Here is a 26,578-nt window from a genome sequence, read left to right on the forward strand (position 1 = left end):
GCCCCCCGCCGACGACGAAGACACGCCCCGCAGCCCGCGCGGCATCCAGAGCGTGGAGGTGGGCGGCCAGCTGCTGAAGGTGCTGGCCCGCACCGGCCGGCGCATGGCGCTCAAGGACCTGGCCCGCGCAGCGGACATGACGGCCGCCAAGGCCCACCCCTACCTGGTGAGCTTTGGCAAGCTGGGCCTCATCGAGCAGGACGCCGTGAGCGGCCACTACGGCCTGGGACCGCTGGCCATGCAGCTGGGGCTGATCAGCCTGCAGCAGGTGGACCCAGTGCGCCTGGCCATTGCTGAGCTGCCCGCGTTGGCCCAGCGCATCGGCTACACCGTGTCGGCCTCGGTCTGGGGCGACAACGGCCCCACCATCATTCGGGTGGAAGAAGGCCCCACCGCCGTGTACGTGGCCATGCGCCACGGCACCACGGCCTCGGTGCGGCACACGGCCACGGGCAAGGTGTTTGCGGCCTTCGGCCCGCGCGAGCGCGCTGCCGCCGCTTTAGCGGCCGAAGGGTTTGCGGGCGCGCTGGATGAGCCCGCATTTGCGGCCGAACTGGAGGCCGTGCGCCAGCACCAGATCAGCGAAGTGACCGACCAGCTCCTGCCCGGCATCAGCGCACTGGCCACGCCGGTGTTTGATGGGTTCGGGCAACTGGTGCTGTGCATCGCCGTGATCGGCCCCAGCGCCACGCTGCAGACGGGGCCTGCGAGCCCGGCGGCGCAGCATCTGCGCGAGGCGGCGCGGAGCTTGTCGCAGCGCCTGGGCGCGCCGGTCGGCCCTGTGTAGGCGGTGGGGCGATCAGCCCGCTGCGCGCCCCAGCGCCTGGTCGATGTCCCACAGGATGTCATCCAGGTCTTCAATCCCCACCGACAACCGCACCATGTCCGCGCTCACGCCTGCGCGGGCCAGCTCTTCTTCGTTCAGTTGCCGGTGCGTGGTCGATGCAGGGTGGATCACCAGCGTCTTGGCGTCGCCGATGTTGGCGAGGTGGCTCAAAAACTCGCAGGCGTCGATGAACTTCTCACCCGCCGCCGCGCCACCCTTCACGCCAAACGTGAGGATGCCCGAGGCGCCCGGCGCGCCGTCCACAGCACGGAACTGTTTTTGCGCCAGGTCGAAATACGGCGAATCCGACAGACCCGGATAGTTGACCCACGCCACCTGCGGGTGGCCTTGCAGAAACTTCGCCACGGCCAGCGCATTGCGGCAGTGCTCGCGCATGCGCAGGTGCAGGGTTTCGGCGCCCTGCAACAGCTGCCACGCGTTCATGGGCGAGAGCACGCCGCCGAAGGTACGGTTGACCTCCATGCGTGCCTTCATGGTGTAGCCGAAGTCGCCAAAGGTCTCGTAGAACTTCACGCCGTGGTAGGCGCGGCTGGGCTCCACCATCTCGGGGAACTTGCCGTTGTCCCATGGGAACTTGCCGCCTTCCACCACCACACCGCCCATGGTGGTGCCGTGGCCGCCGATGTACTTGGTGGCGCTGTGCACCACGATGTCGGCGCCCAACTGCAGCGGGTTGCACAGGTAGGGGCTGGCCACGGTGTTGTCGATGACGAGCGGCACGCCGTGGGCATGCGCCACCTCGGCCACGGCGGCGATGTCGAGCACGTTGACCAGCGGGTTGCCGATGGTCTCGCCATACACGGCGCGGGTGTTGGGGCGCATGGCGCGCGCAAAGTTTTCGGGGTCGGCCGGGTCCACAAACGTGGTCTCGATGCCCAGACGGCTGAAGCCCACGCCCAGCTGCCCCACCGTGCCCCCATAGAGCGTGCTGGCCGCCACGATGTGGTCACCGGTTTTCAAAATGGCCAGCAGCGCCGCCATCTGCGCGGCCATCCCGCTGGCGCAGGCGAGCGCGGCGCGGCCGTTCTCCAGGCTAGCGATGCGCTCTTCAAAAACAGCCACGGTGGGGTTGCTGATGCGGCTGTAGACGTTGCCAAAGGTCTGCAGGTTGAACAGGCTGCTCGCGTGCTCGGCGTTGTCGAAGACAAAGCTGGTCGTCTGGTGGATGGGCGTGGCGCGGGCGCCGGTCACGGGGTCGGGCTGGGCGCCGGCGTGGATGGCGCGGGTGCCAAAGCCGAAGTGGCGGTCGGCGCCGTTGGATGTGGGCTCTGTCATGGCGGTGGCGCAGCCCGCAGTGCTGCGCAGGGGGTTGGGTGAAGGAATTTGAATGAAATAGGCCGCAAGCGCTAGTGCAATATGCGCTGGCAGCTATCAATTTGCTAGTAAGGCAGCTGCCGCAGGCGCTTGGCGCTGATCACGCGCGTGTTCACGCCCATCCAGCCCAGGCCGCCAAACAGCCGCGCGTGTTCGATCTTCACGCAGCGGTTCTGGATCACCTGCAGGCCCGCAGCCTCGGCGCGTTGCCCGGCCGCTTCGTTGAACACGCCCAGCTGCAGCCACAGGCACTTTGCGCCGATGGCGACGGCCTCGTCGGCCAGCGGCGGGATGTCCTCACTCTTGCGAAAGCAGTCCACCATGTCGATCTTCTTGCCCTGCGCGGCCAGCGCAGCGGCCGCCTCGGTCACGCTGGCGTAGGCCGTCTCGCCCAAAATCTGCCCGCCCTCGCGCGCCACCAGCGGGTTGACCGGCACGATGAGGTAGCCATGCGCCTGCATGTACTTGGCGGCAAAGTAGCTGGGGCGGTGCCACTGCGGCGAGAGGCCCACCACCGCGATGGTGCGGCAGGCGGTCAGCAGGTGGCGCAGGGTGCTGATGGTGTCGGGGGTGTGGAGCATGCGGGGCAGTGTACGCATGGGCCAGAATAGAGTGAAGCAATCCAGCCAACGCATGCCATGAATCCCATAGAACAACAATTTTTCACCGACCTCGAAAAAAAGCTCTGGACCGCCGCCGACAAACTGCGCTCCTCCCTGGACGCCTCGGTCTACAAACACGTGGTGCTGGGCCTGATTTTTTTGAAATACGTCTCCGACGCGTTTGAAGAACGGCAAAACGAACTGCGCACCCAATTCCAAAACCCCGAGCACGACTACTACATGGACCCTGCCGAATACGGTGGCGTGGGCACGGCAGAGTACGAAGAGAACATTGCCGCCGAGCTGGAGGTGCGCGACTACTACACCGAGAAAAATGTCTTTTGGGTGCCGCTGGAGGCGCGGTGGCAAACCCTGCGCGACTGCGCCCAGATACCGCCCGGCGACGCACTGCCGTGGAATGCGCAAGGCAAAGATACCCCCGAAAAAATGCGCACCGTGGGCTGGCTCATCGACAACGCCATGGAGGCAGTGGAGCGCGAGAACCCCAAGCTCAAAAACGTGCTCAACAAAGACTTTGCACGCACCCAGATCGACAGCCACAAGTTGGCCGACCTGATCGCCCACTTCTCAGACACCAACTTCAGCCAACCCGCCTTTGGCGGGCAGGTACTCAGCCTCAAAAGCAAAGACATCCTGGGCCATGTGTATGAATACTTCCTCGGCCAATTTGCCCTGGCCGAAGGTAAAAAGGGCGGGCAGTACTACACGCCCAAATCCATCGTGACCCTCATCGTCGAGATGTTGCAGCCCTTCAAAGGCCGCGTGTACGACCCGGCCATGGGCTCGGGCGGCTTCTTTGTGCAAAGCGAGGAGTTCATTGCCGAGCACGGCGGCGCCGTGGTGAAGGGCAAAACGGGCCAGATCAGCGTGTACGGCCAAGAGAGCAACCCCACCACCTGGAAGCTCGCCGCCATGAACATGGCCATACGCGGCCTGGATTTCAACTTTGGCGGCCAGCCCGGCGACACCCTGCAAAACGACCTGCACCCCGACCTGCGTGCCGACTACGTGATGGCTAACCCGCCCTTCAACATGAAGGAATGGTGGAGCGCCAAATTGGAGAACGACTGGCGCTGGCTGCCGGGGTGCACGCCACCTCAGGGCAATGCCAACTTTGCCTGGCTGCAGCACATGCTTGCCCACCTGGCCCCCACAGGCAGCATGGCGCTGCTGCTGGCCAATGGCTCCATGAGCAGCAACACCAACAACGAAGGCGAAATCCGCAAGCAGCTGGTAGAGCGTGACTATGTGGAATGCATGGTGGCCCTGCCGGGGCAGTTGTTCACCAACACGCAGATACCGGCTTGCATCTGGTTCCTGACCAAAGACAAGGCCAACGGCTTCAACCTGGACAAGAAAAAGCGCGACCGACGCGGGCAATTCTTGTTCATTGATGCCCGCCAGCTTGGCTACATGAAAGACCGTGTGCTGCGCGACTTCACGCTGGGCGACATAAAAAAAGTGGCCGACACCTTCCATGCCTGGCAGCACGGCGAAGGCTATGCAGACGTGCCGGGTTTTTGCTACTCCGCATCAATTGCCGACATCCGCAAGCACGAGCATGTGCTGACGCCGGGGCGTTATATCGAGCAGGAAGAAGTTGAGGAGGACGACGATGAGTTTGCCGACAAGATGGCGTTGCTGACAGCGCAGTTGGCGGAGCAGTTCGCGGAGAGCACGAAGCTGGAGGAGGAAATCAAGAAGAACTTGGCGGGGTTGGGCTATGCAATCTGATTGGCGTCAGGTAACCCTGGGAGAATTCGTTCGGCTCCAACGGGGACATGATCTGACTGCAAGTGAACAGCGGCCTGGCCAGTTTCCGGTAATGGGATCTGCCGGTCCAAACGGAACCCACGCGGAATTTAAAGCGTTTGGCCCAGGTGTTGTGATTGGACGAAGCGGTGCATCAATGGGCCGAGTCCATTACTGTGAAACGGACTACTGGCCGCACAACACCTGCCTGTATGTCACAGATTTTCTCGAGAACAACCCGCTATTCGCTTTTTACAAATTAGCGGAACTTGATCTTGCTAGGTACAACTCCGGCAGTGCTCAACCTTCATTGAACAGGAACTACATATACGGCATGTCGTTGTGGATTCCGAGCAGGCACATTCAAGACCAGATCGTCCGTGTAGTCCATTCGATTGACAAGAAGATCGACCTCAACCACCGCATCAACCAAACCCTCGAAGCCATGGCGCAAGCCATTTTCCAATCGTGGTTTGTCGATTTCGATCCGGTCAAAGCCAAGATCACCGCCAAGGCCGAAGGCCGCGACCCGCTGCGCGCCGCGATGAGCGCCATCAGCGGCAAGGCTGATGCCGAACTCGACGCCCTACCGCTGGAGCAATACCAAGAACTCGCCGCCACTGCTGCGTTGTTTCCCGATGAGATGGAAGTGTCGGAGTTGGGGGCGATTCCGAAGGGGTGGTCTGTTCAGCGAGTTGGTGGCGTGATCGAACTGGCTTATGGCAAAGCACTCAAGTCAACTGACAGACAGGAAGGCAATGTGCCGGTTTATGGTTCCGGCGGTATCACTGGTTATCACAACATGCCACTTGTTCCGAATGGCTCAATCATTGTTGGCCGTAAAGGCACGGTAGGCAGTCTGTACTGGGAAGACAAGCCATTTTTTCCAATCGATACGACCTACTACGTGAGGCCGTTGGCAGCGCCACTGACGTTTTGCTACTACGCAATGCAGACTATGGGGCTGGAGAAGATGAATACCGATGCGGCTGTGCCCGGCCTCAACCGAGAGAATGTCTATCGCCTCGAATTGGTTCTGCCTGATTCAGCTGCGTTGCAGCAGTTTGATATTCAAGTAGTTTCTCTGCGCACAGCCATGCGCTCAAATTTGGAATCAAACCAGTCACTGGCCCATCTTCGCGACACACTCCTCCCCAAACTCCTCTCTGGTGAGCTGTCCGTCGAAGCGCTCGCCGAAACTGCCGGAGCCGCATGATGGACATCCAAAAGCTCCGCGAAAACAAGCTCATCGTGGACAAGGTCGAAGAGGCCTTGCAGGCGGCTTACTCGTCGAATGAGGAATTCAACGCCGTGCTGGATGAGGCTGAACCGCTGTCATTCAAAAGCCTGCGAGACCCTGAGCACGAGTATCTGGTCAAGGTGAGCGATGCCTTGTATTGGGTAGAGCGCGATGCCTATTTGGATGAGCTGGACCACTGGCAGGGGCAACGCGAGGTCGATCAGCATGAAGCGGCGACGGCTTTCATCAAGGCGTCCGATCAGCAAGCCGTTTTTTTAGACTTGGTAGATGCCGTCCGGTCCGGGCGCATTGCACCGTTTGTGGGTGCCGGTCTCTCCAGGCCCTGCGGCTATCCCATGTGGGGCGAGGCATTGCGCAAGATTGCGCAGAAGCTCCAGGGTCTGGAAGTGCAAGACATTGAACCGCTGATGGCGCAGTACGACTATCTGCGAGCGGCCCAAGTGCTGCACGACGCCGCGGCCCAGCAGGTGCAGCATTTCATCAAGACAGAGTTTCGCCAGCGTGGTGCGATCACTGGCCCCATCACCCTTTTGCCGCAACTCGCCCCCGGCTGCATCGTCACCACCAACTTCGACACGGTCATCGAAGACCTGTTTCGCGAAAAGGAGCGGTCGCTGGACGGCTATATGTATGGCACACAAGCAGGCAATAACTTTGTGCAGCGGCTTCTGCGCGGTGAGCGTTGCATTCTGAAGTTGCATGGCGATGCCGGGCAGGCCAATACCCATGTATTTACGCTGGGGCAGTACCTAGCAGCTTATGGTGAAGGGGGTTTTGCGTTTCAGAACCAGTTGCCGAGGGCGCTGCGGCAAATCTTTATCAGTCATTCGCTACTGTTTTTGGGCTGTAGCCTGGAGCAAGACAAAACGCTTGATTTGTTCAAGTCGGTCGTCGACGAAGGCGCTTTTGAAATTCCCGATCACTTTGCCCTGCTCAATGAGTCCGCCACACCGCCAGAGCGTGCCCGCAAGGAAGCACGCTTGTTGCAGCTGAAAATTCGTCCGTTGTGGTACGCAACGCCTGCCGATGCCGACGGTAAGCCGGACCACGGCCTGCTGGAGCAGATTCTGAAACTTGCCATCGCAGTGGCACGCAGACAGGTGAAGTTCGAATGAGTATCGGGCCGGAACAGATTGATTTGTGGCGTGGCCTAGTCTCTGAAACGCAGCGTTTGGAGTTCAAAGAAGCGCGCAACCAGTACGACACCACCAAGCTGTGCCGCTATTGCGTTGCCATTGCCAACGAAGGCGGCGGGCATTTGGTGCTGGGCATTGCAGACAAGCCGCCGCGCCCGGTGGTGGGTAGCCAAGCATTCCCGGACACCCAAGACATTACCGAGAAGCTGTTTCACTGGGTGGGCTTTCGTGTGGATGTTGAGGCTGTTGCCCACCCTGAAGGGCGTGTGGTGGTGTTCACCATTCCTGCCCGGCCCAAAGGTACCGCTTATCACCACGAAGGTGCCTACCTGATGCGCTCAGGCGAAGAGCTGGTGCCTATGAGCGAAGACCAGCTGCGCAAGATATTTGCTGAAGGGCAGCCGAGTTGGCTGGAGAACCCAGCGCTCAAGGATGTGTCTGCGCAAGATGTAGTGCAACTGCTGGATACGCAGACTTACTTTGACCTGATGCGCTTGCCTTACCCCACCGATCAGGCTGGGGTGCTGGCCCGTTTGCTGGATGAGCGCTTGATTGAGCGCAGTGCGGCGGGATTCAACATCTTGCATATAGGCGCGGTACTGTTGGCCAAGAACATGCGGCAATTCCCAGACATCAGTCGCAAAGCCGTGCGTGTGATCGTGTACGCGGGCGAGTCCAAGATGCAGACAGTGTCAGATGTGACCGGTGAGCGGGGCTACGCCGTGGGCTTTGCCGGGCTGGTGCAGTATGTGATGGGCAAGCTCCCACAAAACGAGGTGATTGAAGGGGCCATCCGTAAGGAGGTGAAGCTGCTGCCTGAAGTGGTGGTGCGAGAGCTTCTGGCTAACGCGCTGATTCACCAAGAATTTGACATGGGCGGTGCTTCGCCTGTGGTGGAGGTGTTCAGCAACCGGGTGGAAATATCCAACCCTGGCGAGCCCATTGTGCCGGTGGAGCGTTTCATCGACGGCTACCAATCGCGCAATGAGCGGCTGGCCGACCTGATGCGCCGCTTTGGGATTTGTGAAGAGAAAAGCAGTGGCATTGACCGGGTGATTGAGACTGCTGAAATCATGCAACTGCCGGCGCCCGAATTTTTGACCAGCCATCGGCGCACGGTAGTGGTGATCCATGGCCCGCGTGCGTTCCGGGATATGAACGGCAGCGACAGGGTCCGTGCTTGCTATCAACACTGCGTTTTGCAGTACGTATTGCGCAAGCAGATGACCAATCAATCCCTCCGCGAACGGTTCGGGCTGTCTGAAAGCAGCGGCAATACGGTGTCGCAAATCATCACCGCCACCGTGGATCAGCGTTTGATCAAGAACGACCCGAACGCACCGGATTCAAAACGCTATGCACGGTACATCCCCGCGTGGGCCTGATCGTCATTTCAGTGCAAGCCTCTGATTGGTTCGTATGTGATGCTAACTCTTTGATTTTCATGGGTTTTCTTATTTCATCGCAAATCGCAGAAGCAGAAATTGCATGGTGGAAGACTGGAACATGGGCTTAGCCGATCTTCCGATGTGTCGATTTTTCTCGTGTTTTTCGACAGATTTTTGCGACGTGTCGAACGCATCGACACTCCACGGCGGTTGTGCGGCATGTGCCACCCGTTATCTCTGCGCAAATGTGAAATGGTCATTGCATGCTTGCTAAGTGGTTGATTGTTATGGGTTTTCTTATTTCATTGCAAACCAGCGCGGGTGCAGGGGCTGCCACAAAGGACATCACATGCTGAACGAGCAACAACTCGAAGAACTCTGCCTGGGCTGGTTTCAGGATGCTGGCTGGCGCTTTGCCCATGGCCCGGACATTGCGCCCGACAGCAGCGCCCCGGAGCGCACCGACTACCGGCAGGTGGTGCTGCGCGAGCGCTTGCTCACGGCGCTGGCGCGCATCAACCCGCATATTCCGCCCGCCGCGCTGGAGCAGGCCGCACATGCGCTGCAAACGGTGAGTGAGCCGCAGATGGTGGTGCGCAATCGCAGCGTGCACCGTTTGTTGCTGGGCGGTTTGCTGGTGGAGTTTGCGGTGGGGGACGAGAAGAAGACCGATCTGGTGCACTTCATCGACTTTGCGCAGCCTAGCAACAATGATTTCTTGGTGGTGAACCAGTTCACCATCACCGGCACCAAACAGCCACGCCGCCCGGATGTGATCGCGTTCATCAACGGCTTGCCTCTGGCGGTGGTGGAGCTGAAGAACCCCGCCAACGAACAGACGGACGTTTGGGACGCCTTCAACCAGCTGCAGACCTACAAGGACGAGATCAGCGACCTGTTCAACACCAATGCGGCCTTGGTGGTGAGCGATGGTTTTACGGCCCGCGTGGGCTCGCTCACAGCCAACGCAGAGCGGATGTTGCCCTGGCGCACCATTGCCAACGAAGACGACCGGCCCCGCTTGCAGATGGAGCTGGAGACGGTGGTGCGGGGCTTTTTCAAGCCCGAGCTGTTTTTGGACTATGTGCGGCACTTTGTGCTGTTTGAGCAGGATGGCGACCACATCGTGAAGAAGGTGGCGGGCTACCACCAGTTCCATGCGGTGCGCGAAGCCGTGCGCGCCACGGTAATTGCGGCGCAAGACGTGGGCAAAAGCGTGCTGGAGGTGCATGAAGAGCGCGCCACCTATGGCAAAGAGGTGCAGCCGGGTTCGCGCAAGGCGGGTGTGGTGTGGCACACGCAGGGCTCGGGCAAGAGCATCACCATGGCCTGCTACGCGGGCAAGTTGCTGCAGCAGCCAGAAATGAAGAACCCCACGCTGGTGGTGGTGACCGACCGTAATGATCTGGATGGCCAGCTGTTTGCCACCTTCAGTGCAGCCAGCGACTTGCTCAAGACGACGCCTGTGCAGGCAGGCGACCGTGACGAGCTGCGGCAGATGCTGGCCTCGCGCGAGGCGGGCGGCATCATCTTCACCACGGTGCAAAAGTTTGCGCTGTTGGATGGGGAAGAGGCCCACCCATTGCTCTCCACGCGCACCAACATCGTGGTGATCTCAGACGAGGCCCACCGAAGCCAGTACGGCACCAAGGGGCGACTGGACACCAAGACGGGGCGGTATGTGTTTGGCTACGCCAAGCACCTGCGCGATGCGTTGCAGAACGCCACGTTCATCGGCTTTACCGGCACCCCTATTGCGCTGGAGGATAAAGACACCCGCGCGGTGTTTGGCGACTACGTCAGCATCTACGACATTCAGGATGCGGTGGACGACGGCGCAACCGTGCCCATCTTTTACGAAAGCCGCCTGGCCAAGCTGGATGTGAACCAGGCCGACATTGATGCGCTGAATGCGCAGGTGGATGAAGTCGTCGAGGACGAAGAGGACATTGCCAGCCGCGAGAAGACCAAGAGCGAATGGGCGGCGCTAGAGAAGCTGGTGGGCTCCGAGCCCCGGCTGCAGCAGGTGGCGCGCGATCTGATTCAGCACTTTGAGGCTCGCATCTCGGTGGTGGATGGCAAGGCCATGATCGTTTGCATGAGCCGAGACATTTGCGCCCAGCTCTACAACGCCATCGTCAGCCTGCGCCCCGAGTGGCACAGCGCCGACCCGGAGAAAGGTGCCATCAAGATCGTGATGACAGGCTCTGCCGCAGACAAGGCGCTGCTGCAGCCGCACCTGTACAGCAAGCAGGTGAAGAAGCGGCTGGAGGCGCGCTTCAAGGATGTGCGCGACCCTTTGAGGCTGGTGATCGTGCGTGACATGTGGCTCACGGGGTTTGATGCGCCGTGCTGCCACACTATGTATATCGACAAACCCATGAAGGGTCACAACCTGATGCAGGCCATTGCGCGCGTCAACCGCGTGTTCAAAAACAAGCCGGGCGGTTTGGTGGTGGACTACATCGGCATCGCTAATGAACTCAAGGCGGCATTGAAGGCCTATACCGACGCCAAAGGCAAGGGCGACCCTACCCACAGTGCGGCGGAGGCGCTGTCGGTGCTGATGGAGAAGATGGACATCGTGCGCGGCATGATGCAAGGCTTTGACTACAGCGCGTTTGAGGCGCAGGCGCTGCCATTGCTCGTGCCCGCAGCCAACCACATTCTTGGATTGAAGGACGGCAAGACGCGCTTTCTCGACACCATGGTGGCGGTGGCCAAGGCGTTCTCGCTGTGCGGCACTCTGGATGAGGCGGCTGCGCTGCGTAAGGAGATTGCCTTCTTCTCCGCAATCAAGGCAGCGATTGCCAAGTTCACCACGGTGGACAAGAAGCGCAGCGACGCCGAAAAGAACAGCGCGCTCAAACAGATTTTGGACAACGCCATCATTTCAGACGGCGTAGCCGATGTATTTGCGCTGGCGGGGCTGGACAAGCCCAACATTGGGCTGCTGTCGGACGAGTTTCTGGAAGACGTGCGGCAGATGGACAGCCGCAACTTGGCGGTTGAGCTGCTGGAGAAACTGCTGCGCGATGAGATCAAAGCGCGGTCGCGCAACAACGTGGTGCAGGAAAAGAAGTATGGCGACCGGCTGCTGGAGACTCTGCGCAAGTACCACAACCGTGCGGTAGAGACGGCCCAGGTCATCGAAGAACTGATCCAGATGGCCAAGGAGTTTCAAGCTGCGCTCAAGCGCGAAGACGCGCTGGGGCTTGGGCGCGACGAAATCGCGTTCTACGACGCACTCGCCAACAATGAAAGTGCCGTGAGAGAGCTGGGCGATGAAGTGCTCAAAAAGATCGCTATCGAGATCACTGAGAAGCTGAGGGCCAGCACTTCGGTGGATTGGCAGGTGCGCGAAAGCGTGCGTGCCAAGCTGCGCATCCTGGTTCGGCGGTGTCTGCAGAAGTGGAAGTACCCGCCTGACAAGCAGCCGGAGGCCGTGGAGCTGGTGCTAAAGCAGGCGGAGTCGTTGTCTAGTGCGTGGACTGTTTAGCGGAGTAGCGTTTGCGATGAGCCGTCCTGGCAAAGTGCTGGATCAGGCGGGCGACTTGTACTTGATGCTGCACCCGTACGGCGCTGTCGTCGCTGCCGAGATCGGCTTGCCCGCCAGCGCCTCCGCCAGCCCCACCTTCACGTAGTTGGTGGCCTTCTCGATGTCGGCCGGGCGGGCCGAGGGGATGCTGTCGATGCCGCCCGCGTAGATCAGCTGACCCTGCGGGTTGACGATGTACAGGTGCGGCGTGGTGCGTGCGCCGTAGCTCCTGCCCACGGTGCCTTCCTCGTCCATGAGCACGGCGGTGGGGGCGGCCTTGCGCTCCTGCTTCCAGGCCATCAGCTTGGCGGGCTCCAGGTAGTCGCTGCTGGCTCTTTCGGTGGAGTTGATGGACAGCCACACCACGCCTTGGCTGGTGGCGTCCTTCTGTGTGGCGGGCATGTTGCCGCTGTCGTAGTGTTTGCGCACAAAGGGGCAGCCGGGGTTGGTCCACTCTAGCACCACGTGTTTGCCCTTGAAGTCCGACAGGCGCACGGTTTTTCCGTTGGTGTCCTTAAGCGTGAAGTCGGGCGCGGGCTGGCCCACGGTGGCGGCGGCCTGTGCGCCCAGGGCAACCAGGGCGGCGGTGGCAATCAACGTACGGCGAAGCAGCTTCATGGCGGGGTCTCCTGAAGGGGTTGGCGGGTGGTCGAAAGCGGAAAGGTGGGCTGGCAGCGATCTACAGCTGGGCGATGGTGGCGCGCACCTCGTCCACGCTGAGCACCTCGGTCAGCACCACCGGCGGCTTGCCGGGACGGTAGAACACGTACACGGGCACTCCGTTGCGGCCCAGCGACGCCAGGGCGGCAGTGATGGCGGGGTCGCGGCGCGTCCAGTCGGCGCGCAGCAGGGCGACGTTTTTGGTCTGCAGGTCGGCGAGCACGTTGGCGTCGGCCAGGGTGGTCTTCTTGTTGTACTGGCAGGTCACGCACCAGGCGGCGGTGAAGTCCACAAACACCGGGCGGCCACCGGCCACGATCTGCTCGGCCGCGCCGGGCGCCCAGGGTTGCCAGCCGGTGGCCGACGAAGCCTGGGTGGCGCTTTGCGTGGTGGACACGTTGGTGATGTGCGGCGCAAAAGACCAGAACAGCAAGGCCATCGCCGCGATGGACACGCTGGCCATCCACACCCGCGCACGGCCCGCCAGCGACAGCGCCCACACCACCAGCGACAGCCCCACCAGCAGGATCAGCAGCGCACCCGCGCCGTCGATGCCGCTTTGCTGGCCCAGCACCCACACCAGCCAGACCACGGTGGCCAGCATGGGGAAGGCCATGAGCTTGCGGAAGGTGTCCATCCACGCGCCGGGGCGCGGCAGGGCGCGCGCCACGGCGGGCACAAAGCTGGCCGCCAGGTATGGCAGCGCCAGCCCCAGGCCCAGTGCTGCAAACACGGCCAGCGCCTGGGGCGCAGGCAGCGTGGCGGTGAGGCCCAGGGATGCGCCCATGAACGGCGCCGTGCACGGCGAGGCCACGGCCACAGCCAACACGCCGGTGAGAAAACTGTCGGCCACCGGGTGGCGTGCCTGCAGGCTGGCCACCGAGGACGGCAGGAAATGCCCGAACTCGAACATGCCCGCCAGGTTCAGCGCGATCAGCGTGAACAGCGCCGCCAGCGATGCCACCACGGCGGGCGACTGCAGCTGAAAGCCCCATCCCACCGCCTCGCCCGCTGCGCGCAGGCCCAGCATGAGCGCGCCCAGGGCGATGAACGACAGCACCACGCCCGCTGTGTAGGCGATGCCGCTGATGCGGTGGGCGCGCCGGTCTTGCGCGTGCTGTGTGAATCCCACCACCTTGATCGCCAGCACCGGAAACACGCAGGGCATGAGGTTGAGGATGAGGCCCCCGAGCAAGGCGCCCAGCAGCGCGGCCGTGAGGGTGAGGGACGAGGCGCCGGAGGCTGCGGCAGGCGTTGCTGCGCCGCCAGCCTGCGCTGCATTGGCTTTGAGCGCGGCCTCCAGCGCGGGCGACACGCTGGCCACCGATGCGCCCTGCGGCCAGGTGCCCAGCACCTTCAGTTCGGCGCGGTAGCCGGTGCGGGTGTCGGGGCCGGTGCCGTGGCCCGGGGCCGCCTGCTCGGCCAGCACCACGGGCATCAGGCTGGGGCTGGCGCTGCGCTGGGCCGACAGGGGGATCTGTGCGGTCCACACGCTGCCGTTCCAGCTCTGCTTCCAGCTCGCCGCGTTGTCGATGACCTCGGCGGTTTCGGGGAACAGGTCCAGTGTCTTGCCACGCAGCGCCACGGGCAGGCCCTGCACGCTGACGTGCAGCAGGTTGCCGTCCGCAATCTGCGCCTGGCTGTCGGGCACGATGCCGCTGGTGCCTGCCACCACGGCGCGGGGATGGGCCTTGGCGGCCGCCTCAAAGGCAGCACTGCTCAGTGCCGTGGTGCTCTGGATAGGCAGCTGCAGCGTGAATTCACCTTCTTCGGGAATGCACTCCTTGCGGCACACCAGCCACGAGGCGCGCAGCTTGATGGTGGCATCCTTGGCCAGCGGGCCGGGGGCATAGGTGCTGGCCACGGTGACGGGCACGGGCAGCAGCACCGTGCCTTCATAGCCATAGTTGGTCAGCGTGCCGATGGGGATCTTCTTGGGCAGGGGCCAGGCAATCTCGCCCGCGTCCAGGCCGGCGGGCAGCGTCCAGGCCAGGTCGGTGGGCAGGCCGGAGTCGCCAGGGTTCTTCCAGTAGGTGTGCCACTCGGGCTGGTGGGTGATCGAGAGGCCCAGCCACAGCGGCTGGCCGGGCGCCACGCCCTGGGGCGCATGGGCCAGCAGCTCGGCACGCACATAGGGCGTGGTGACCACGCTGGTGCCCTGTCCGCTGGTTTTGGTGCCCAATTGGGCGCTAGCGCTAGTCCATAAAGCGCTGGCAGCTATAAAAAATAGAGTGGCTGCGAGGCGGTGGAACAGGCGTGAAGGCATGGTGCAGTGTGGGAGCGGGCGGGGCGGGATTGGTTCCGGCGCAGCCGCCGTTTCGATTCTCGATCCACCATTGTGCTTGGAGCCGTCCATGTCCGTGGAAACGGGCGCGGCCAGTACCAGGGCCCCCGCGCAAGGGCCGCCCCGCCGCGAAAGCGGCGTATCCAGCCTTTTGCGCTGGGGGCGTCCCCCTCCCGCCTAGCGAGAGAGGGGAAGGCGCCGCAGGCGACTCAGGGGATGTTGCTCACTGTGTCGCCAAGCTCAATTCCGCACGCGGTGTCCACTTTTCTGCCTGTTTGCCCACTTTGGGTGCCGCGACAAACAGCCGCTCCACCGGCAGCTTTTGCGACACCAAGTACGCGCGGATTGCCTGGCCGCGCTGCGTGGCCAGGTCGGCGGCCATGGCCTCGGTGGCGGGCTGGTTGGCCAGCAGCAGGGCTTCCATCTCGGGCACGGTGAGGTCCTTGGCCAGGCCGACCAGGTTGCGCGGCTTGGGCATGTCGGCGCGGCGGTACACCTCCTTGAGCAGGGCGGGGTATTCGGCGGCCGACACGGGGGCGGTATCGCCGGGGCTGGCGCGGCGCTTTTCGGCCAGCACCAGTTGTCGCAGGTGCTCGCGCTGCAGGCCTTCGCGCTCGTCCTGCAGGCTGGCCATGCCGGTCACGGTGATCTTGAGCGCGGGGCGGTCGGTCAGGGCCTTGACCACCTTGCCCAGGTTTTGCTCGGCCTCGGGCGTGAGCGTGGCGCTGCCGGGGGCAAAGGGCACGTTGCTCATCTCGTCGCCACCGCCAAACGCGCTGGCCAGCAGGCTGAAGGGCGAGGTCAGCGCCTTGCCGATGAGGTTGACGATGATCTTGAAGATCACGGGGCCGATGCGGAACTGCGGGTCGTTGAGCGAGCCGCTGATGGGCAGGTCCAGGTCGATCACGCCCTGGCGGTCGGCCAGCAGGGCCACGGCCAGCTTCACGGGCAGGCTGTTGGGCGCGCCCTCCACGGGCTCGCCAAAGGTCAGCTGGTTGAGCACCAGCCGGTTGCTGGCGGTGAGCTGGCCGTTCGGCAGCACCTTGTAGTTCACGTCCACGCTGAGCTTGCCGCGCTCGATGCCATGGCCTGCGTATTTGACGGAATAGGGCGTGAGCGGGGGCAGCTCCAGGTCGCGCACCTTGCCCACGATGTCGAGGGCCAGCGGTTTGGCCAGCGGATTGAGCTTGCCGGTGACTTCGAGCGATGCCGAGCCCTCGGCGCGGCCGCGCAGCTCCAGGTCGGCCAGCACGGGCTCGCCGCCCGAGGCTTCGGACGAGAACGCGCTGAGCTTGCCAGTCAGCTCTGACAGGTCGGCGGAGTAGTTGGGCTTGATGAAAAAGTCCGAGAACAGCACCTTGCCGTTGACCAGGCTCACGGGGCCAAAGACCACCACAGGGGCCAGTGGGTCGGCCTGGGCCACCGCCGCAGGGGCAGGAGCGGTGGGAGTTGCCGATGCGGCTGAGGCGGGGGCTGATGCCGTGGGGGCGGCCGTGCTGGCCGCAGCGCTGGCCGCATTGGCCGCCCGTGCCTCGGCCGGGGTCTTGGCAATGTCGCTCAGGTTGATGCGGCCGGCCTCGTTGATGGTGACCCGGGCAAAAAAGTCCACCAGGCTGGTCTCCTTGACCTCCACGCGCGGCGCGGTGCCGGGGGCGGTGGCCACGGCCAGGCCGCGCAGGTTCAGGCTTTTCCAGGCCAGCAGTTCCTCACCCACCTGAGCCTCGGTCTTGGGGGTGAAGGCGGCGGTGCTGTTGGCCTGCAGGTCTTCCACCACGGCATCACCGCTCAGACGCAGGCTGACTCCTTTGTCGGTCTGCGCCAGGGCCACCTGGCCGCGGTAGCCCACGTCGGCGCGCAGCAGTTCTACCGACAGCTGGCTGGCCAGGTAGCCGTCCAATGCGTGCAGCGGCAGGCGGGTGGCGTCGAGCTTGCCCTGGGTGGTCAGCGGCTGCAGGGCCAGCGTGCCCTGGTAGTCGAGCTTGCCCGGCGCGGCCTTGCTGCCCTTGCCCGGTGCGGCGGCGCGGGCGGTGAGCGTGAAAGCTTCGGGCTTGCTGCCGTCGCTGGCCAGGTTGCGGGCGGTGATGCCCAGGGCCGTCACGTCCAGCGCCACGGGGCGCGGCTGGGCGTTGTCGGCCAGCGAGACGGTGCCGCCCTGCACCGAGAAGTCGGCCACGCGCAGCTTCCAGGGGGTGCTGGTGCTGGCAGGGGCTGCGTCAGCCGTTGCCGCCGGGGCCGTGGTGCTGCCGGGCGCTGCCTTCAGCCAGCGCTCGAACATCCAGCGCCCGTCGGCGCCCCGTTCCACCGCCAGTTGCGGCTGGCTGATGGCCAGGCGCTCCAGCGTGGCAGTGCGCGCATCCAGGGGCACCTCGGCGCCCGCAATGTCGAGCTTGCCCAGGCTGGCCAAGGTGGTCTTGCCCTGCTTGACGGCCAGTTGCTCCAGCGCCAGGGGGCCTGCCTTGAGGGTGACGCCGGTGGCGCCCGCCTGCGCGGCCTGTGGCGCGGGCGCTTGCCACGCCACAGCCACATCGCCACTGAGCTGGCCGGTCACCGTGGGCTCCAGCGTCTGGGCCAGGTAGGGCGCGGCCAATTGCAGGGCCAGGGCGTTCAGGGTGGCGTTGACCTGGGCCTTCTGGTCCGTGGCTTCGCCGTTGAAGCTGAGCGTGCTGCCCTGCAGGTTGAGCCCGCCTTTGAAGCTGAAGGGCTTGGCGTTGTCCTTGGCAAAGGGCAGGGCGACGTCGGCCGCATCCAGCGTGATGTCGGTGGCCTGCAGGGCGGCAGCGGGGCGCGTGGTGGCGTCGGCCCAGCGCAGAGTGCCCCCGCGCACGGCGGCGGTGGCGACTTCCACCGCCCAGGCGGGGGCGGCTGTCTTGGCCTTGGCTTTGCCTGTGGAGGCGGGGGACGCTGGGGCGGATGCTGCGCTGGCCGGTGGCGAAGCGGCAGTGTCAACTGAGGCGGATGCCGCAGGTGTGGCGGGCTTGCCCTTGGCGGGCGTGGAAGGCTGCGCTGGCGGGGTGGGCGTTGCCAGTTGCGCCAGGTTGATCTGACCGCTGGCGTCGCGGGTGGCAGTCACCACCGGCGCCGTCAGCTCCACATGCTGCAGGCGCACCACCTGGTCCAGCGGGCGCACATCGGCCATGTCGATCTTCAGGCGCTCGTAGCTCAGCAGGTCGGCGCCCTGGCGGTCGGCCGTGCGCACACCGCTGGCCTGCACGGTGCCGGTCAGCTTCACGGCCATGCGCGGGTGCTGTTCAAAGGCCACCTTCACATCCGCATCCAGCGTGGCTCCCAACACCTTGACGGGCAGGTTGGCCGGCAGGTAGCCCAGGTAGGGTGCGAGGTTCAGGCCATCCAGCCGGATCTGCGCGTCGGCTTTGCCGGTCTGTGCAAACGGCGTGCCCTGGGCCGATGAGTCAAACCGGCTGCCGTCCAGTGTGAACGCCAGGTGGGGCTCCACCTTCACCTCGCGCTGCGAGGGCAGGGTGCTGATGAACGGCACTTTCAGCGCCAGCGCACGCACCTCGTGGGTCTCGCTGACGGTGTTGTCGATGAAGTCGATGCTGCCGCCGGTGAGCGCCAGGTTGTACAGCGCCAGGCGCGCGGGGCCGGTGTCTGGCTCGGGCTCGCTCTTGGGCGCGGTGACCTTGGCAATGATGTCGTCCACGTCGTAGCGGCCATCGCCCAGGTGGGTGATGCGCAGCACGGGGTTTTCGATGGTGAAGGCGTCCACCACGGGCGCCAGGCGCAGCAGGGATTGCAGCTCGCCATCGGCATAGATGCGGCCAATGGTCAGCTGTGGGGGCGCTCCATTGGCGCCTGCCACGGTCACGTCACGCAGCGCGAATTCCAGGCTCCAGGGCTCAAAGTCGATGCCGCCCACCGTCACGGTGCGCCCCAGTTGCTCGGACGCGATGCGCTCCAGCGGGCCCTTGACCAGTGGCGGAATGGCGAGCCAGGTGATCAGCCACAGGGCGATCAAACCCGCCAGCGCGCGGACGGCGGGGCGGAACCAGCGGTGCTGGCGCAAAGAGGCAAAAGAGACGGAGCGCAGGGAGATCGGCATGGCGGCAGGCTAGGGTGGGCGCTGCGGCCCCGGGGGCTGGCGAAAAACCAGAGGGGTCGCGCGCGAGCCGCTATTGTCCCTGCAGTGCGTCAGCCGAGGTAAGCCATTGCAACAGGTGGGGGTGGGTGGTTCAAGATTGTTGACAGTGGGGTGCTGCGCTCTGCGCTGCGCTCACTGGGCAAAGCCCAGCACCACCCGGCGGGTGGTGGCTCAGGACCGTGTCTTTCGGTGCGCACTCACTTGCGCTGCGCACAAGTGAGTGCACCCCAAAGAAAAGCGATCTTCGCTGCGCTCACTGGGCGAAGCCCAGCACCACCCGGCGGGTGGTGGCGCTTTTCTTTTCAATCTTGGTCACCACGATGGCGCCGATCTCTGACGTGTTGGCCACATGCGTGCCGCCACAGGGCTGCAGGTCGATCGGTGGCGCGTCGGCTTCGCCGCCGATGCGGATGGTGCGGATGCGCCCGGTGCCGCGTGGGGGCTGCACGCTCATGCTTTTGACCAGCGCGGGGTTCGCGTCCAGTTCTTCATCGCTGATCGAGGCCACGGTGAGTGGGTGCGCGGCAGCCACCAGGGTGGCGATGGCGGCGGTCAGCTGCTCCTTGTCCAGCGGGTCGGTCATCGCAAAGTCCAGCCGCGCGTAGTCGGGCGTGATGGAGCAGCCGTTGACCAGCTGCGGCACCACATGGCACAGCAGGTGGCTGGTGGTGTGCAGCCGCATCATGCGGTGGCGGCGCTCCCAGTCGATGCGGGCCGTGACGGTAGTGCCGGGCGTGAGCTTCGCCACGCGGTCTTCTTGCCCGGGGGCGGGGATGTGAACGATGTCGCTGGTGGGGTTGCCGTCGGCGTCCTTGCCCTTGCGGGTGTCGGCAATGGTGATCTGTGTACCGTCTGCCAGCACCACCACGCCGCTGTCACCGGCCTGGCCGCCGCCCAGGGGGTAGAACACGGTCTGGTCCAGCACGATGCCGGCATCGGTGACAGCGGTGATGTGGGCGCTGCATTCGCGCAGGTAGGCGTCTTGGCGGAAGAGGTCTTGGGTCATGGTGGCATGTTAGCGGTGCCAGGGGCCGTTTCCCAGAGGCCGGCAGCGCCGCTACCATGCACGCATGACTTCTGCCGCCTTGACTCCCTTGCCCTCCCGCTTCTGGGCCGACTTGTCCACCCGTGATTTCGCGGCGCTAATGGCCAGCGGGCAGGCTGAACAGGTGGTGGCCGTGCTGCCCGTGGCGGCTGTCGAGCAGCATGGGCCGCACCTGCCCCTGTCGGTCGATGCGACGCTGCTGCAGGGTGTGATCGATGCCGCGCTGCCGCAGCTGCCCGCTGAGTTGCCCGTGCTGTTCCTGCCGCCGCAGAACGTGGGCCTGAGCCCGGAGCACATCCGCTTTCCCGGCACGCTCACGCTGTCGCCCGCCACGGTGATTGCGCTGTGGACCGAGATCGGCGAGTGCGTGGCCCGCGCGGGCATCAAGAAGCTGCTGCTGTTCAACGGCCACGGCGGACAGGTGAGCGTGATGGACATCGTGGCGCGCGAGCTGCGCACGCGCTGCGACCTCATCGTCTACTGCGCCAGCTGGTTCAGCCTGCCGCTGCCCGATGCGGTGGCGGGCCAGTTCAGCGCCCAGGAGCACCGCTTTGGCATCCACGCGGGCGACATCGAGACATCGATGATGCTGCACCTCGCGCCCGCCACCGTGCAGATGGCGCACGCGCAAAACTTCCGCTCCACCTCGCAGGACCGGTCGGAGCGCTACGCCATCCTGGGCAACGGCAAAAGCGCCAAGCTGGGCTGGCAGATGCAGGACTACCACCCGGCGGGTGCCGTGGGCAACGCGGCCGCAGCCACGGCCGACAAGGGACAAGCGGTGGTGGACGCTGCAGCGCAGCAACTGGTGGCGCTGCTGCAGGAGCTGCAGGCGCTGCCGCTGTCTACCCTGGCGGATGGCCCCCACTTGAGCTGAATCGGTTTGCTATATTTTTCATAGCTTCCGGAGCATGATCCACTAGCGCAAGCGACCTGAAAGGCTCAGAAAACCGAAATATCGGTGCTCAGGCGTGCGTCACCCACTGCGCGTGCTCCAGCTCGTTCAGGTGCGGCAGCGTGTTAAAGGTCTGCAACATCAACCGCTTGGGTGAGATGGAGAACTCCGTCACCGCGCTGTTGCGGATGCGCATGTTCAGCGCAATGGTCACCTCGGGCGCCGTGCCCAGCACCTCGCCCACGGCGGTCGAGATGGGGCCGCCGCTGCTCACCAGCAGCACGTTCTGGCCCGCATGGTGGTGGCGCACATGGTCCAGCGCGCTGCGCACACCGGCCGAAAACTCGTTCCAGCTGGGCATGCCCTGGGGGCTGATGACGCCTGCCATCCACTGCGCCAGCGCGTCGCACAGGATGCGAAAGTGCGCGCGGTAGCGCTCTGGCGTGTCGGCCGGGCCCAGGGGCTGGGGGTGGATGGCGGCGATCAGCGCATGGCTGTCGTATTCATTGAGGCCTGGCAACTGCAGCACCTCGGGGGTGGTCTGCAGGCCCTCGGCAATGCCTTCCAGCGTTTGCGTGTGGCGGCGCAGCGTGCCAGTGATGACGGCATCAAACCCCAAGCCGCGTGCGCGCCAGTGTTCGCCCAGGCGCACTGCCTGCTGGCGGCCCAGAGCGCTGAGCTGGTCGTAGTCTTCCGCGCCAAACGAGGCCTGGCCGTGGCGCACGAGGTAGAGGGTTCCCATGCGGCGGATTGTGATCAGAACCCGTCGCAGGCGTTTGTCGCAAAAGCGACCGATGCTATTAAATGTGTAGCTTTTTCGGTTGAAGCTGCAAGGGCTTCAGCCCGCCAGAACGTTGCCGAACATGGGCGCATCCACGTTGCCGCCCGTCAACGCCAGGCCCACGTGCAAACCCTGTAGCCGGTCGCGTTCCTGCAGCGCCGCCGCCAGCGCAGCCGCACCTGCGCCTTCGGCCACGTTGTGGGTGTCGGTGAACAGGGCGCGCATGGCGGCGGCCACCTCGGCGTCGCTCACCTGCACGATGTGGTCGATGTGTGGCGCCATCACGGCCAGGGCCTCGGCATCGGCCACGCGGCAGGCCATGCCGTCGGCGAGTTGGGTGGTCACCGGTGCCTCCACCACGCGGCCTGCGGCCAGCGAATCGGCATAGGTGGTGGCGTGGCTGCTGACCACGCCGACCACGCGCACCGGGTGCTGCAGCGCCAGCTTGGCGGCGATGGCCGAGCACGCGCCCGAGCCCTGGCCGATGGGCACGTACACCACATCGAGCTGCGGCACGGCGCGCAAAAATTCCCACCAGTAGGTGCTCACGCCCCGCAGCAGGTCGGGGTGGAAGCTGGGCACCATGTGGGCCCCGCGCTGGGCCGCGAGCTGGATGGCGTGTTCGCGCGCTTCCTGAAAGTCGTCGCCATGTTCGATGAGCGTGACGCCCAGCGCGCGCATGGCGGCGTTCTTCTCCACCGAGTTGCCACGCGGCACGACGATGGTGCAGGCCACGCCGTGGCGGCGCGCGGCCCAGCCCATGCTCTGGCCGTGGTTGCCGCGGGTGGCGCTGATGACCTCAGAGGGCAGCGTGCCGCGCTGGGCGAGCTGGTCAAAGTAGGTCAGGCCGCCCCGGATCTTGAATGCGCCCACGGGCGTGTGGTTCTCGTGCTTGAGCCAGCAGTCGGTGCCCAGGCGCTGGCTGAGCAGGCCCCAGCGGTACTGGGGCGTTGCGGCGAAGTCGCGGTACACCACCTGAGCAGCGGCTTCGATGTCGGCCAGGGTGGGCAAGAGGGATGCGATGTCGAGGCGGGCGTTCATGCGGCGGCTTTCTTTTCAGTCAACAGTTTGAGGGCCAGCAGACCGAGCACGGTGCCCATGAAATAGCGCTGGGCGCGCATCCATGCAGCATTGCGGTTGAGGAACAGCGCCACGCGGGCGGCGCCCAGCACCAGCAGCGCGTTGATGGCAGCGCTGGTGCTGATCTGCACCGCGCCCAGCGTGAGGCTTTGTTGCAGCAATTGGCCGCGCTCGGGGTGCAGAAACTGGGGGAAGAACGACAGGTAGAACATGGCCACCTTGGGGTTCAACAGGTTGGTCATGAACCCCATGAGGAACAGTGTGCGCGGGCTGTCGTGCGGCAGGTTGCGCGCTTCAAACGGCGCGGCGCCACCGGGTTTGACGGCCTGCCAGGCCATCCACAGCAGGTAGGCGGCGCCGGCGTAGCGGATGGCGTCAAACGCCAGCGGCACGGCCGCCAGCAGCGCGGTGAGGCCCAGCGCCGCCGCCAGCAGGTGCACGACAAAACCCAGCACCACGCCGGTCAGCGAGATGAGCCCGGCGCGCGGCCCCTGGGTGAGGCTGCGCGAGACGCAGTACACCATGTTGGGGCCCGGCGTGAGCACCAGCACGAGCGCGGCGAGCGCGAAGAGCAGCAATTCCTGCAACGAAAACAGCATGGCGGTTTACTCCTGAGAGGTGACTGAAGTGAGGGTGACGGGGCCCCGTGGCGTGCGGAGCTGGGCAGAGAGGCGCGGCGCGGTGCCCGGCGTGACGAGGACGGAGGCGGCGACACCCACGGCGGTGCACGCGGCCTGCAATGTGGCGGCTTGCGGGTGCTGCAGTGCAAGCTGCTCCAGCTGCACGCCGCTGGCGGGCAGGCTGTCGCAGGGGTGTACCGCGCCCCACTGGATGAGCGTGGGCAGGCAGCCGTCCATCAGGCGCAATCCGTCATCGCGCACGGTGATCTGCCATTGCAGCAGGCCATGGGGCGTGGGGCGGCTGGCGGTGATGACGGCGCCGCGATCCATGTCCAGCGCCGACAACGCGGTGCACGCGGCCTCCACGTCGGGCACGCTCGCCACCCAGTGGATGAGCTGGGGGCCGTGTTGCGCCACCTGGCCCTGCAAATTGGCGTCATCCATGTCAAACCAGCGCCTTGCGCTAGTGGATATTGCCTTGGATGCTCCTGGGTTGATAGCAATGATCTCCAGGTAAGCGCGCGGATGCGCCGGGCTGGAGACGTTGAAGATGCGGTTGTGCGTGCCCATCAGCGGGTGTTCGCCGCCCGCCGTGGGAGTGATGCCCAGCGTGCGTTCGCACCAGGCCACACCGCTGGCCAGGTCGGCCGCCAGCACGACCAGGTGGTCCACGCAGGCAGGTTGCTGGGTGGTGGTGGCGGTCACAGCAGCACCTCACCGGCCACGCAGGTGACCGAGCTGCCGCCGACCCAGATGGTGTCGCCGTCCTGTTGCACGTACACCCGCCCGGCGCGCCCCAGGCAGGTGCCTTGGGCGGCCACATATTGGGCGGGGGCCAGCCCGGCGCCGATGAGCCATTGCGCCAGCGCTGCGTTGAGGCTGCCGGTCACGGGGTCTTCGGCCAGGCCGTTGTTGCCGGGGAAGAAGGCGCGCACTTCAAAGGCGATGCCTTCGGCGTCGGTGCTGCCAATGACGCCCACCTTGCCACGCGGGCCGACCACGCCCACGTCCAGCTGGCCAAGGATGCTGGCGTCAGGCTTCAGCGCCAGCACCTGCTCGCTGCTGCGCAGCATCACACCCCGCCAGTTGGGGCCGTTGTCGCACCAGGCGTGGTGCAGGATGTCGCTGCGCGCCACGCCCAGGCCCCGGGCAATCAGCGCCACGTCGTCTTCGGCCAGCGGGCCGCTTTGGATGAGGGGCGGCGCGGCGAAGGCCAGGCGCTCGCCGTCCTGGCGCAGCGTGACCAGGCCCACGCCACACTCCTGCACCACCTGGCCTGCCACCTGGGGCTGCCCACCGGCCTTCAGCCACGCATGGCAGCTGCCCAGTGTGGGGTGGCCTGCAAAAGGCAGTTCGCGCCCGGGGCAGAAGATGCGCACGCGGTAGTCGGCACCGGCGGCGCGCCCTTCCGGGGTGGGGGGCAGCAGGAAGGTGGCTTCGGACAGGTTGGTCCAGTTGGTGAAGTCCTGCATGGCTTCAGTGCTGAGGCCGGAGCCGTCCAGCACCACGGCCAGGGGGTTGCCACGGTAGGGCGTGGCGGTGAATACATCGACTTGCTGGAACGGGCGTTGGTGCATGGTGGTCAGGTCCTTGGTCTATCAAACGGGCAGTGAAGCGGGATGGGTCGGGCACGCCGGGGGCTCACCGGGGTTTGGCCCGATGTGCAAGCAGGTGGTTGTGGCTCGGCGCTCTGGCGAGGCCGAGGGGGAAATCAGCCGCTGGGGCGCGGTGCAGTGCGGTGCGGGGTCATAGCAGCACCGTGCCTTCGATGCAAGTGACGGCTCGGCCGCCCACCCACAGCTGGTGGTCATCGTCCTGGCGGATGTGCACGCGGCCCGCGCGGCCCAGGCATTCGCCCTGGGCCACCAGGTAACTGCGGGGGGCGAGGCCATCGGCAATCAGCCATTCAGCCAGGCTCGCGTTGAGGGTGCCCGTCACCGGGTCTTCGGGGTTGCCCATGGGGGCGGCAAAGGCGCGCACCACCACGCCGGGCTGGGCGGTGTTGCTGGCGGAAGGGCCCACATGGATCACGCCCACGTCCTGGCCCAGGTCTTTCAGGCGGGCGTGGTCCGGGTGCAGGCCCAGCACCGTGTCGGCGCTGTCGAGCAGCAGGCCGAGCCACACGGGGCCGTTGTCCAGCATCTGCGCACCCAGAATCTGCTGCGGGCGCAGGCCCAGGGCGCTCGCAATCAGCGGCACCAGCGCGGGGCTGGGGGCGCTGCGCTTGAGCGGAGGGGCGGCAAATGCCAGGGTGTCTCCGCTCAGGGCGATGCGGACCAGGCCCAGCGCGCATTCCTGGATCACCATGCCGTCCTCCTGCGGGCGGTGGCCTGCCTGCAGCCAGGCGTGGCAGGTGCCCAGCGTGGGGTGGCCCGCAAAAGGCAGCTCGCCATTGGGGCTGAAGATGCGCAGGCGGTAGTCGGCGCCGGCCGCGCGCCCGGCGTCGGTGGGCGGCATCAGAAAGGTGGTTTCCGACAGGTTGGTCCAGGCCGCAAAGCGGCGCATGTCGCTGTCGCTCAGGCCGTCGGCATCCAGCACCACGGCCACAGGGTTGCCGTAGCCGGGGCGGTCGCTGAAGACGTCGATCTGCTTGAAGGGGCGCTGGTGCATGGTGAGGCGCGGTCAGGAAAGGGGTTGGTCCAGTATCCCGCGGGCGCCGGGGCGGGTGCTGACCGTGTTGTACCACCGCTCCAGGTGGGGACGTGCGGCGCGTTCTTGCGGCAAGCCCCACCAGCGGTGGATCTCACAACCCACCGGGATGTCGGCCATCGTGAACCGCTCACCCGCCATGAAGGGCTGGCGGGCCAGGTGGGCGTCCAGCAGGGCCAGCAGGGGCTCCGTGACCGCCACCGACGCGGCGATCAGCGCATCGTTGCGCTGGGCCGCAGGCGTGCGGATCCACTGGATGAAGGCGTCGCGCCCGGCCGGGTTCAGCGTGGTCTGCTGCCAGTCCATCCACTGCTCGGCCACAAAACGCGAGGGAAGGTCTTCGGGGCACAGGTTGCCGAGCGAATGCCTTGCGCACAGGTAGCGCACGATGGCGTTGGACTCCCACAGGGTCACGCCCGTGTCCTCGTCCTCGATCAGCGGCACCAGGCCGTTGGGGTTGAGGCCCAGATAGCGCGCCTCGCGCACGATGCCGTACTGGCCGCCCGCGTCGGTGCGCTGCACTGAGGGCAGGCCCAGCTCCTGCACGGCCCACACGACCTTGCGCACGTTGATGGACGACAGGCGACCCCAGAGCCTCAGCATGGT

The 26,578-nt window shown here is 65.1% G+C and carries 20 protein-coding genes; 7 read left to right on the forward strand and 13 right to left on the reverse strand.

What is annotated here, in order from left to right; genetic code table 11:
* Positions 1-787 (forward strand): IclR family transcriptional regulator (locus AC07X4_RS15735; RefSeq protein WP_494740597.1); only part of this gene is annotated, 787 nt, incomplete at its 5' end.
* Between the two features lie 12 nt (positions 788-799).
* Here AC07X4_RS15735 and AC07X4_RS15740 read toward each other — a convergent pair.
* Both AC07X4_RS15740 and AC07X4_RS15745 read right to left on the reverse strand, forming a co-directional pair.
* Positions 800-2,122: an O-acetylhomoserine aminocarboxypropyltransferase/cysteine synthase family protein gene (locus tag AC07X4_RS15740; protein WP_494740598.1), complete on the reverse strand. Its 1,323-nt coding sequence runs from the start codon at positions 2,120-2,122 to the stop codon at positions 800-802.
* Positions 2,123-2,226: 104 nt separating this feature from the next.
* Positions 2,227-2,742, reverse strand: a complete 516-nt coding sequence (locus AC07X4_RS15745) for a CoA-binding protein (RefSeq protein WP_494740599.1) — start codon at positions 2,740-2,742, stop codon at positions 2,227-2,229.
* 57 nt (positions 2,743-2,799) lie between these two features.
* On the opposite strand from AC07X4_RS15745, the gene AC07X4_RS15750 reads away from it, so the two are divergent.
* The 5 genes from AC07X4_RS15750 (at position 2,800) to AC07X4_RS15770 (ending at position 11,820) form a co-directional block, all read left to right on the forward strand.
* A complete protein-coding gene (locus tag AC07X4_RS15750) occupies positions 2,800-4,518 on the forward strand; it encodes a class I SAM-dependent DNA methyltransferase (RefSeq protein ID WP_494740600.1) in 1,719 nt (572 codons plus the stop codon).
* Positions 4,508-5,752, forward strand: a complete 1,245-nt coding sequence (locus AC07X4_RS15755; protein WP_494740601.1) for a restriction endonuclease subunit S — start codon at positions 4,508-4,510, stop codon at positions 5,750-5,752. The genes AC07X4_RS15750 and AC07X4_RS15755 overlap by 11 nt, the downstream gene beginning before the upstream one ends.
* Complete coding sequence (locus AC07X4_RS15760; protein ID WP_494740602.1) at positions 5,752-6,912, forward strand: SIR2 family protein; 1,161 nt, start codon at positions 5,752-5,754, stop codon at positions 6,910-6,912. Before AC07X4_RS15755 ends, AC07X4_RS15760 begins: the two co-directional genes overlap by 1 nt.
* The gene (locus tag AC07X4_RS15765) at positions 6,909-8,318 is read left to right on the forward strand and encodes an ATP-binding protein (RefSeq protein WP_494740603.1); all 1,410 of its coding nucleotides are present in this window, start codon (positions 6,909-6,911) and stop codon (positions 8,316-8,318) included. The genes AC07X4_RS15760 and AC07X4_RS15765 overlap by 4 nt, the downstream gene beginning before the upstream one ends.
* Before the next feature lie 352 nt (positions 8,319-8,670).
* Positions 8,671-11,820, forward strand: a complete 3,150-nt coding sequence (locus AC07X4_RS15770) for a type I restriction endonuclease subunit R (RefSeq protein WP_494740604.1) — start codon at positions 8,671-8,673, stop codon at positions 11,818-11,820.
* Between the two features lie 42 nt (positions 11,821-11,862).
* Here the strand turns inward: AC07X4_RS15770 and AC07X4_RS15775 are convergent, their stop codons facing one another.
* The 4 genes from AC07X4_RS15775 to AC07X4_RS15790 all read right to left on the reverse strand — a co-directional run bounded on the left by AC07X4_RS15775 (position 11,863) and on the right by AC07X4_RS15790 (position 19,908).
* Entirely contained in the window at positions 11,863-12,477 is a 615-nt protein-coding gene (locus tag AC07X4_RS15775) for a thioredoxin family protein (RefSeq protein ID WP_494740605.1), read from the reverse strand.
* A 61-nt stretch (positions 12,478-12,538) separates the two neighbouring features.
* Positions 12,539-14,785, reverse strand: a complete 2,247-nt coding sequence (locus AC07X4_RS15780; RefSeq protein ID WP_494740606.1) for a protein-disulfide reductase DsbD family protein — start codon at positions 14,783-14,785, stop codon at positions 12,539-12,541.
* 241 nt (positions 14,786-15,026) lie between these two features.
* Positions 15,027-18,863: a DUF748 domain-containing protein gene (locus AC07X4_RS15785; protein ID WP_494740607.1), complete on the reverse strand. Its 3,837-nt coding sequence runs from the start codon at positions 18,861-18,863 to the stop codon at positions 15,027-15,029.
* A 292-nt stretch (positions 18,864-19,155) separates the two neighbouring features.
* Positions 19,156-19,908, reverse strand: a complete 753-nt coding sequence (locus AC07X4_RS15790; RefSeq protein ID WP_494740608.1) for an alanyl-tRNA editing protein — start codon at positions 19,906-19,908, stop codon at positions 19,156-19,158.
* Between the two features lie 64 nt (positions 19,909-19,972).
* On the opposite strand from AC07X4_RS15790, the gene AC07X4_RS15795 reads away from it, so the two are divergent.
* Positions 19,973-20,824, forward strand: a complete 852-nt coding sequence (locus AC07X4_RS15795) for a creatininase family protein (RefSeq protein WP_494740609.1) — start codon at positions 19,973-19,975, stop codon at positions 20,822-20,824.
* Between the two features lie 88 nt (positions 20,825-20,912).
* On the opposite strand, the gene AC07X4_RS15800 is transcribed toward AC07X4_RS15795, so the two are convergent.
* From AC07X4_RS15800 to AC07X4_RS15830, 7 genes are all read right to left on the reverse strand, one after another.
* Positions 20,913-21,584 carry a histidine phosphatase family protein gene (locus AC07X4_RS15800; protein WP_099729160.1) on the reverse strand — a complete coding sequence of 224 codons (672 nt, stop codon included), beginning with the start codon at positions 21,582-21,584 and terminating at the stop codon, positions 20,913-20,915.
* A gap of 96 nt (positions 21,585-21,680) precedes the next feature.
* Positions 21,681-22,664, reverse strand: coding sequence for a threonine dehydratase (locus AC07X4_RS15805; protein ID WP_494740610.1), 984 nt, complete (start codon positions 22,662-22,664; stop codon positions 21,681-21,683).
* Positions 22,661-23,302, reverse strand: coding sequence for a LysE family translocator (locus AC07X4_RS15810; RefSeq protein WP_494740611.1), 642 nt, complete (start codon positions 23,300-23,302; stop codon positions 22,661-22,663). The genes AC07X4_RS15805 and AC07X4_RS15810 overlap by 4 nt, the downstream gene beginning before the upstream one ends.
* A gap of 6 nt (positions 23,303-23,308) precedes the next feature.
* The gene (locus AC07X4_RS15815) at positions 23,309-24,028 is read right to left on the reverse strand and encodes a VOC family protein (RefSeq protein ID WP_494740612.1); all 720 of its coding nucleotides are present in this window, start codon (positions 24,026-24,028) and stop codon (positions 23,309-23,311) included.
* Positions 24,025-24,900, reverse strand: a complete 876-nt coding sequence (locus AC07X4_RS15820; protein WP_436076965.1) for a PhzF family phenazine biosynthesis protein — start codon at positions 24,898-24,900, stop codon at positions 24,025-24,027. Before AC07X4_RS15820 ends, AC07X4_RS15815 begins: the two co-directional genes overlap by 4 nt.
* 169 nt (positions 24,901-25,069) lie before the next feature.
* On the reverse strand, positions 25,070-25,933 hold the full coding sequence (locus AC07X4_RS15825) for a PhzF family phenazine biosynthesis protein (protein WP_436076966.1): 864 nt from the start codon (positions 25,931-25,933) through the stop codon (positions 25,070-25,072).
* A gap of 12 nt (positions 25,934-25,945) precedes the next feature.
* Positions 25,946-26,575 (reverse strand): glutathione S-transferase, encoded by a 630-nt coding sequence (locus tag AC07X4_RS15830; RefSeq protein WP_436076967.1) that lies wholly within the window; start codon positions 26,573-26,575, stop codon positions 25,946-25,948.
* Between the last annotated feature and the right edge of the window lie 3 nt (positions 26,576-26,578).

This window comes from Acidovorax sp. GW460-11-11-14-LB4 (genome assembly GCF_059423685.1).

Coding starts and splice junctions, on each gene's coding strand:
- AC07X4_RS15755 (WP_494740601.1), top strand. CDS start 4,508: ATGCAATCTGATTGGCGTCAGGTAACCCTGGGAGAATTCGTTCGGCTC.
- AC07X4_RS15805 (WP_494740610.1), bottom strand. CDS start 22,664: ATGAACGCCCGCCTCGACATCGCATCCCTCTTGCCCACCCTGGCCGAC.
- AC07X4_RS15750 (WP_494740600.1), top strand. CDS start 2,800: ATGAATCCCATAGAACAACAATTTTTCACCGACCTCGAAAAAAAGCTC.
- AC07X4_RS15765 (WP_494740603.1), top strand. CDS start 6,909: ATGAGTATCGGGCCGGAACAGATTGATTTGTGGCGTGGCCTAGTCTCT.
- AC07X4_RS15780 (WP_494740606.1), bottom strand. CDS start 14,785: ATGCCTTCACGCCTGTTCCACCGCCTCGCAGCCACTCTATTTTTTATA.
- AC07X4_RS15790 (WP_494740608.1), bottom strand. CDS start 19,908: ATGACCCAAGACCTCTTCCGCCAAGACGCCTACCTGCGCGAATGCAGC.
- AC07X4_RS15810 (WP_494740611.1), bottom strand. CDS start 23,302: ATGCTGTTTTCGTTGCAGGAATTGCTGCTCTTCGCGCTCGCCGCGCTC.
- AC07X4_RS15760 (WP_494740602.1), top strand. CDS start 5,752: ATGGACATCCAAAAGCTCCGCGAAAACAAGCTCATCGTGGACAAGGTC.
- AC07X4_RS15740 (WP_494740598.1), bottom strand. CDS start 2,122: ATGACAGAGCCCACATCCAACGGCGCCGACCGCCACTTCGGCTTTGGC.
- AC07X4_RS15820 (WP_436076965.1), bottom strand. CDS start 24,900: ATGCACCAACGCCCGTTCCAGCAAGTCGATGTATTCACCGCCACGCCC.
- AC07X4_RS15830 (WP_436076967.1), bottom strand. CDS start 26,575: ATGCTGAGGCTCTGGGGTCGCCTGTCGTCCATCAACGTGCGCAAGGTC.
- AC07X4_RS15775 (WP_494740605.1), bottom strand. CDS start 12,477: ATGAAGCTGCTTCGCCGTACGTTGATTGCCACCGCCGCCCTGGTTGCC.
- AC07X4_RS15825 (WP_436076966.1), bottom strand. CDS start 25,933: ATGCACCAGCGCCCCTTCAAGCAGATCGACGTCTTCAGCGACCGCCCC.
- AC07X4_RS15745 (WP_494740599.1), bottom strand. CDS start 2,742: ATGCTCCACACCCCCGACACCATCAGCACCCTGCGCCACCTGCTGACC.
- AC07X4_RS15795 (WP_494740609.1), top strand. CDS start 19,973: ATGACTTCTGCCGCCTTGACTCCCTTGCCCTCCCGCTTCTGGGCCGAC.
- AC07X4_RS15800 (WP_099729160.1), bottom strand. CDS start 21,584: ATGGGAACCCTCTACCTCGTGCGCCACGGCCAGGCCTCGTTTGGCGCG.
- AC07X4_RS15770 (WP_494740604.1), top strand. CDS start 8,671: ATGCTGAACGAGCAACAACTCGAAGAACTCTGCCTGGGCTGGTTTCAG.
- AC07X4_RS15785 (WP_494740607.1), bottom strand. CDS start 18,863: ATGCCGATCTCCCTGCGCTCCGTCTCTTTTGCCTCTTTGCGCCAGCAC.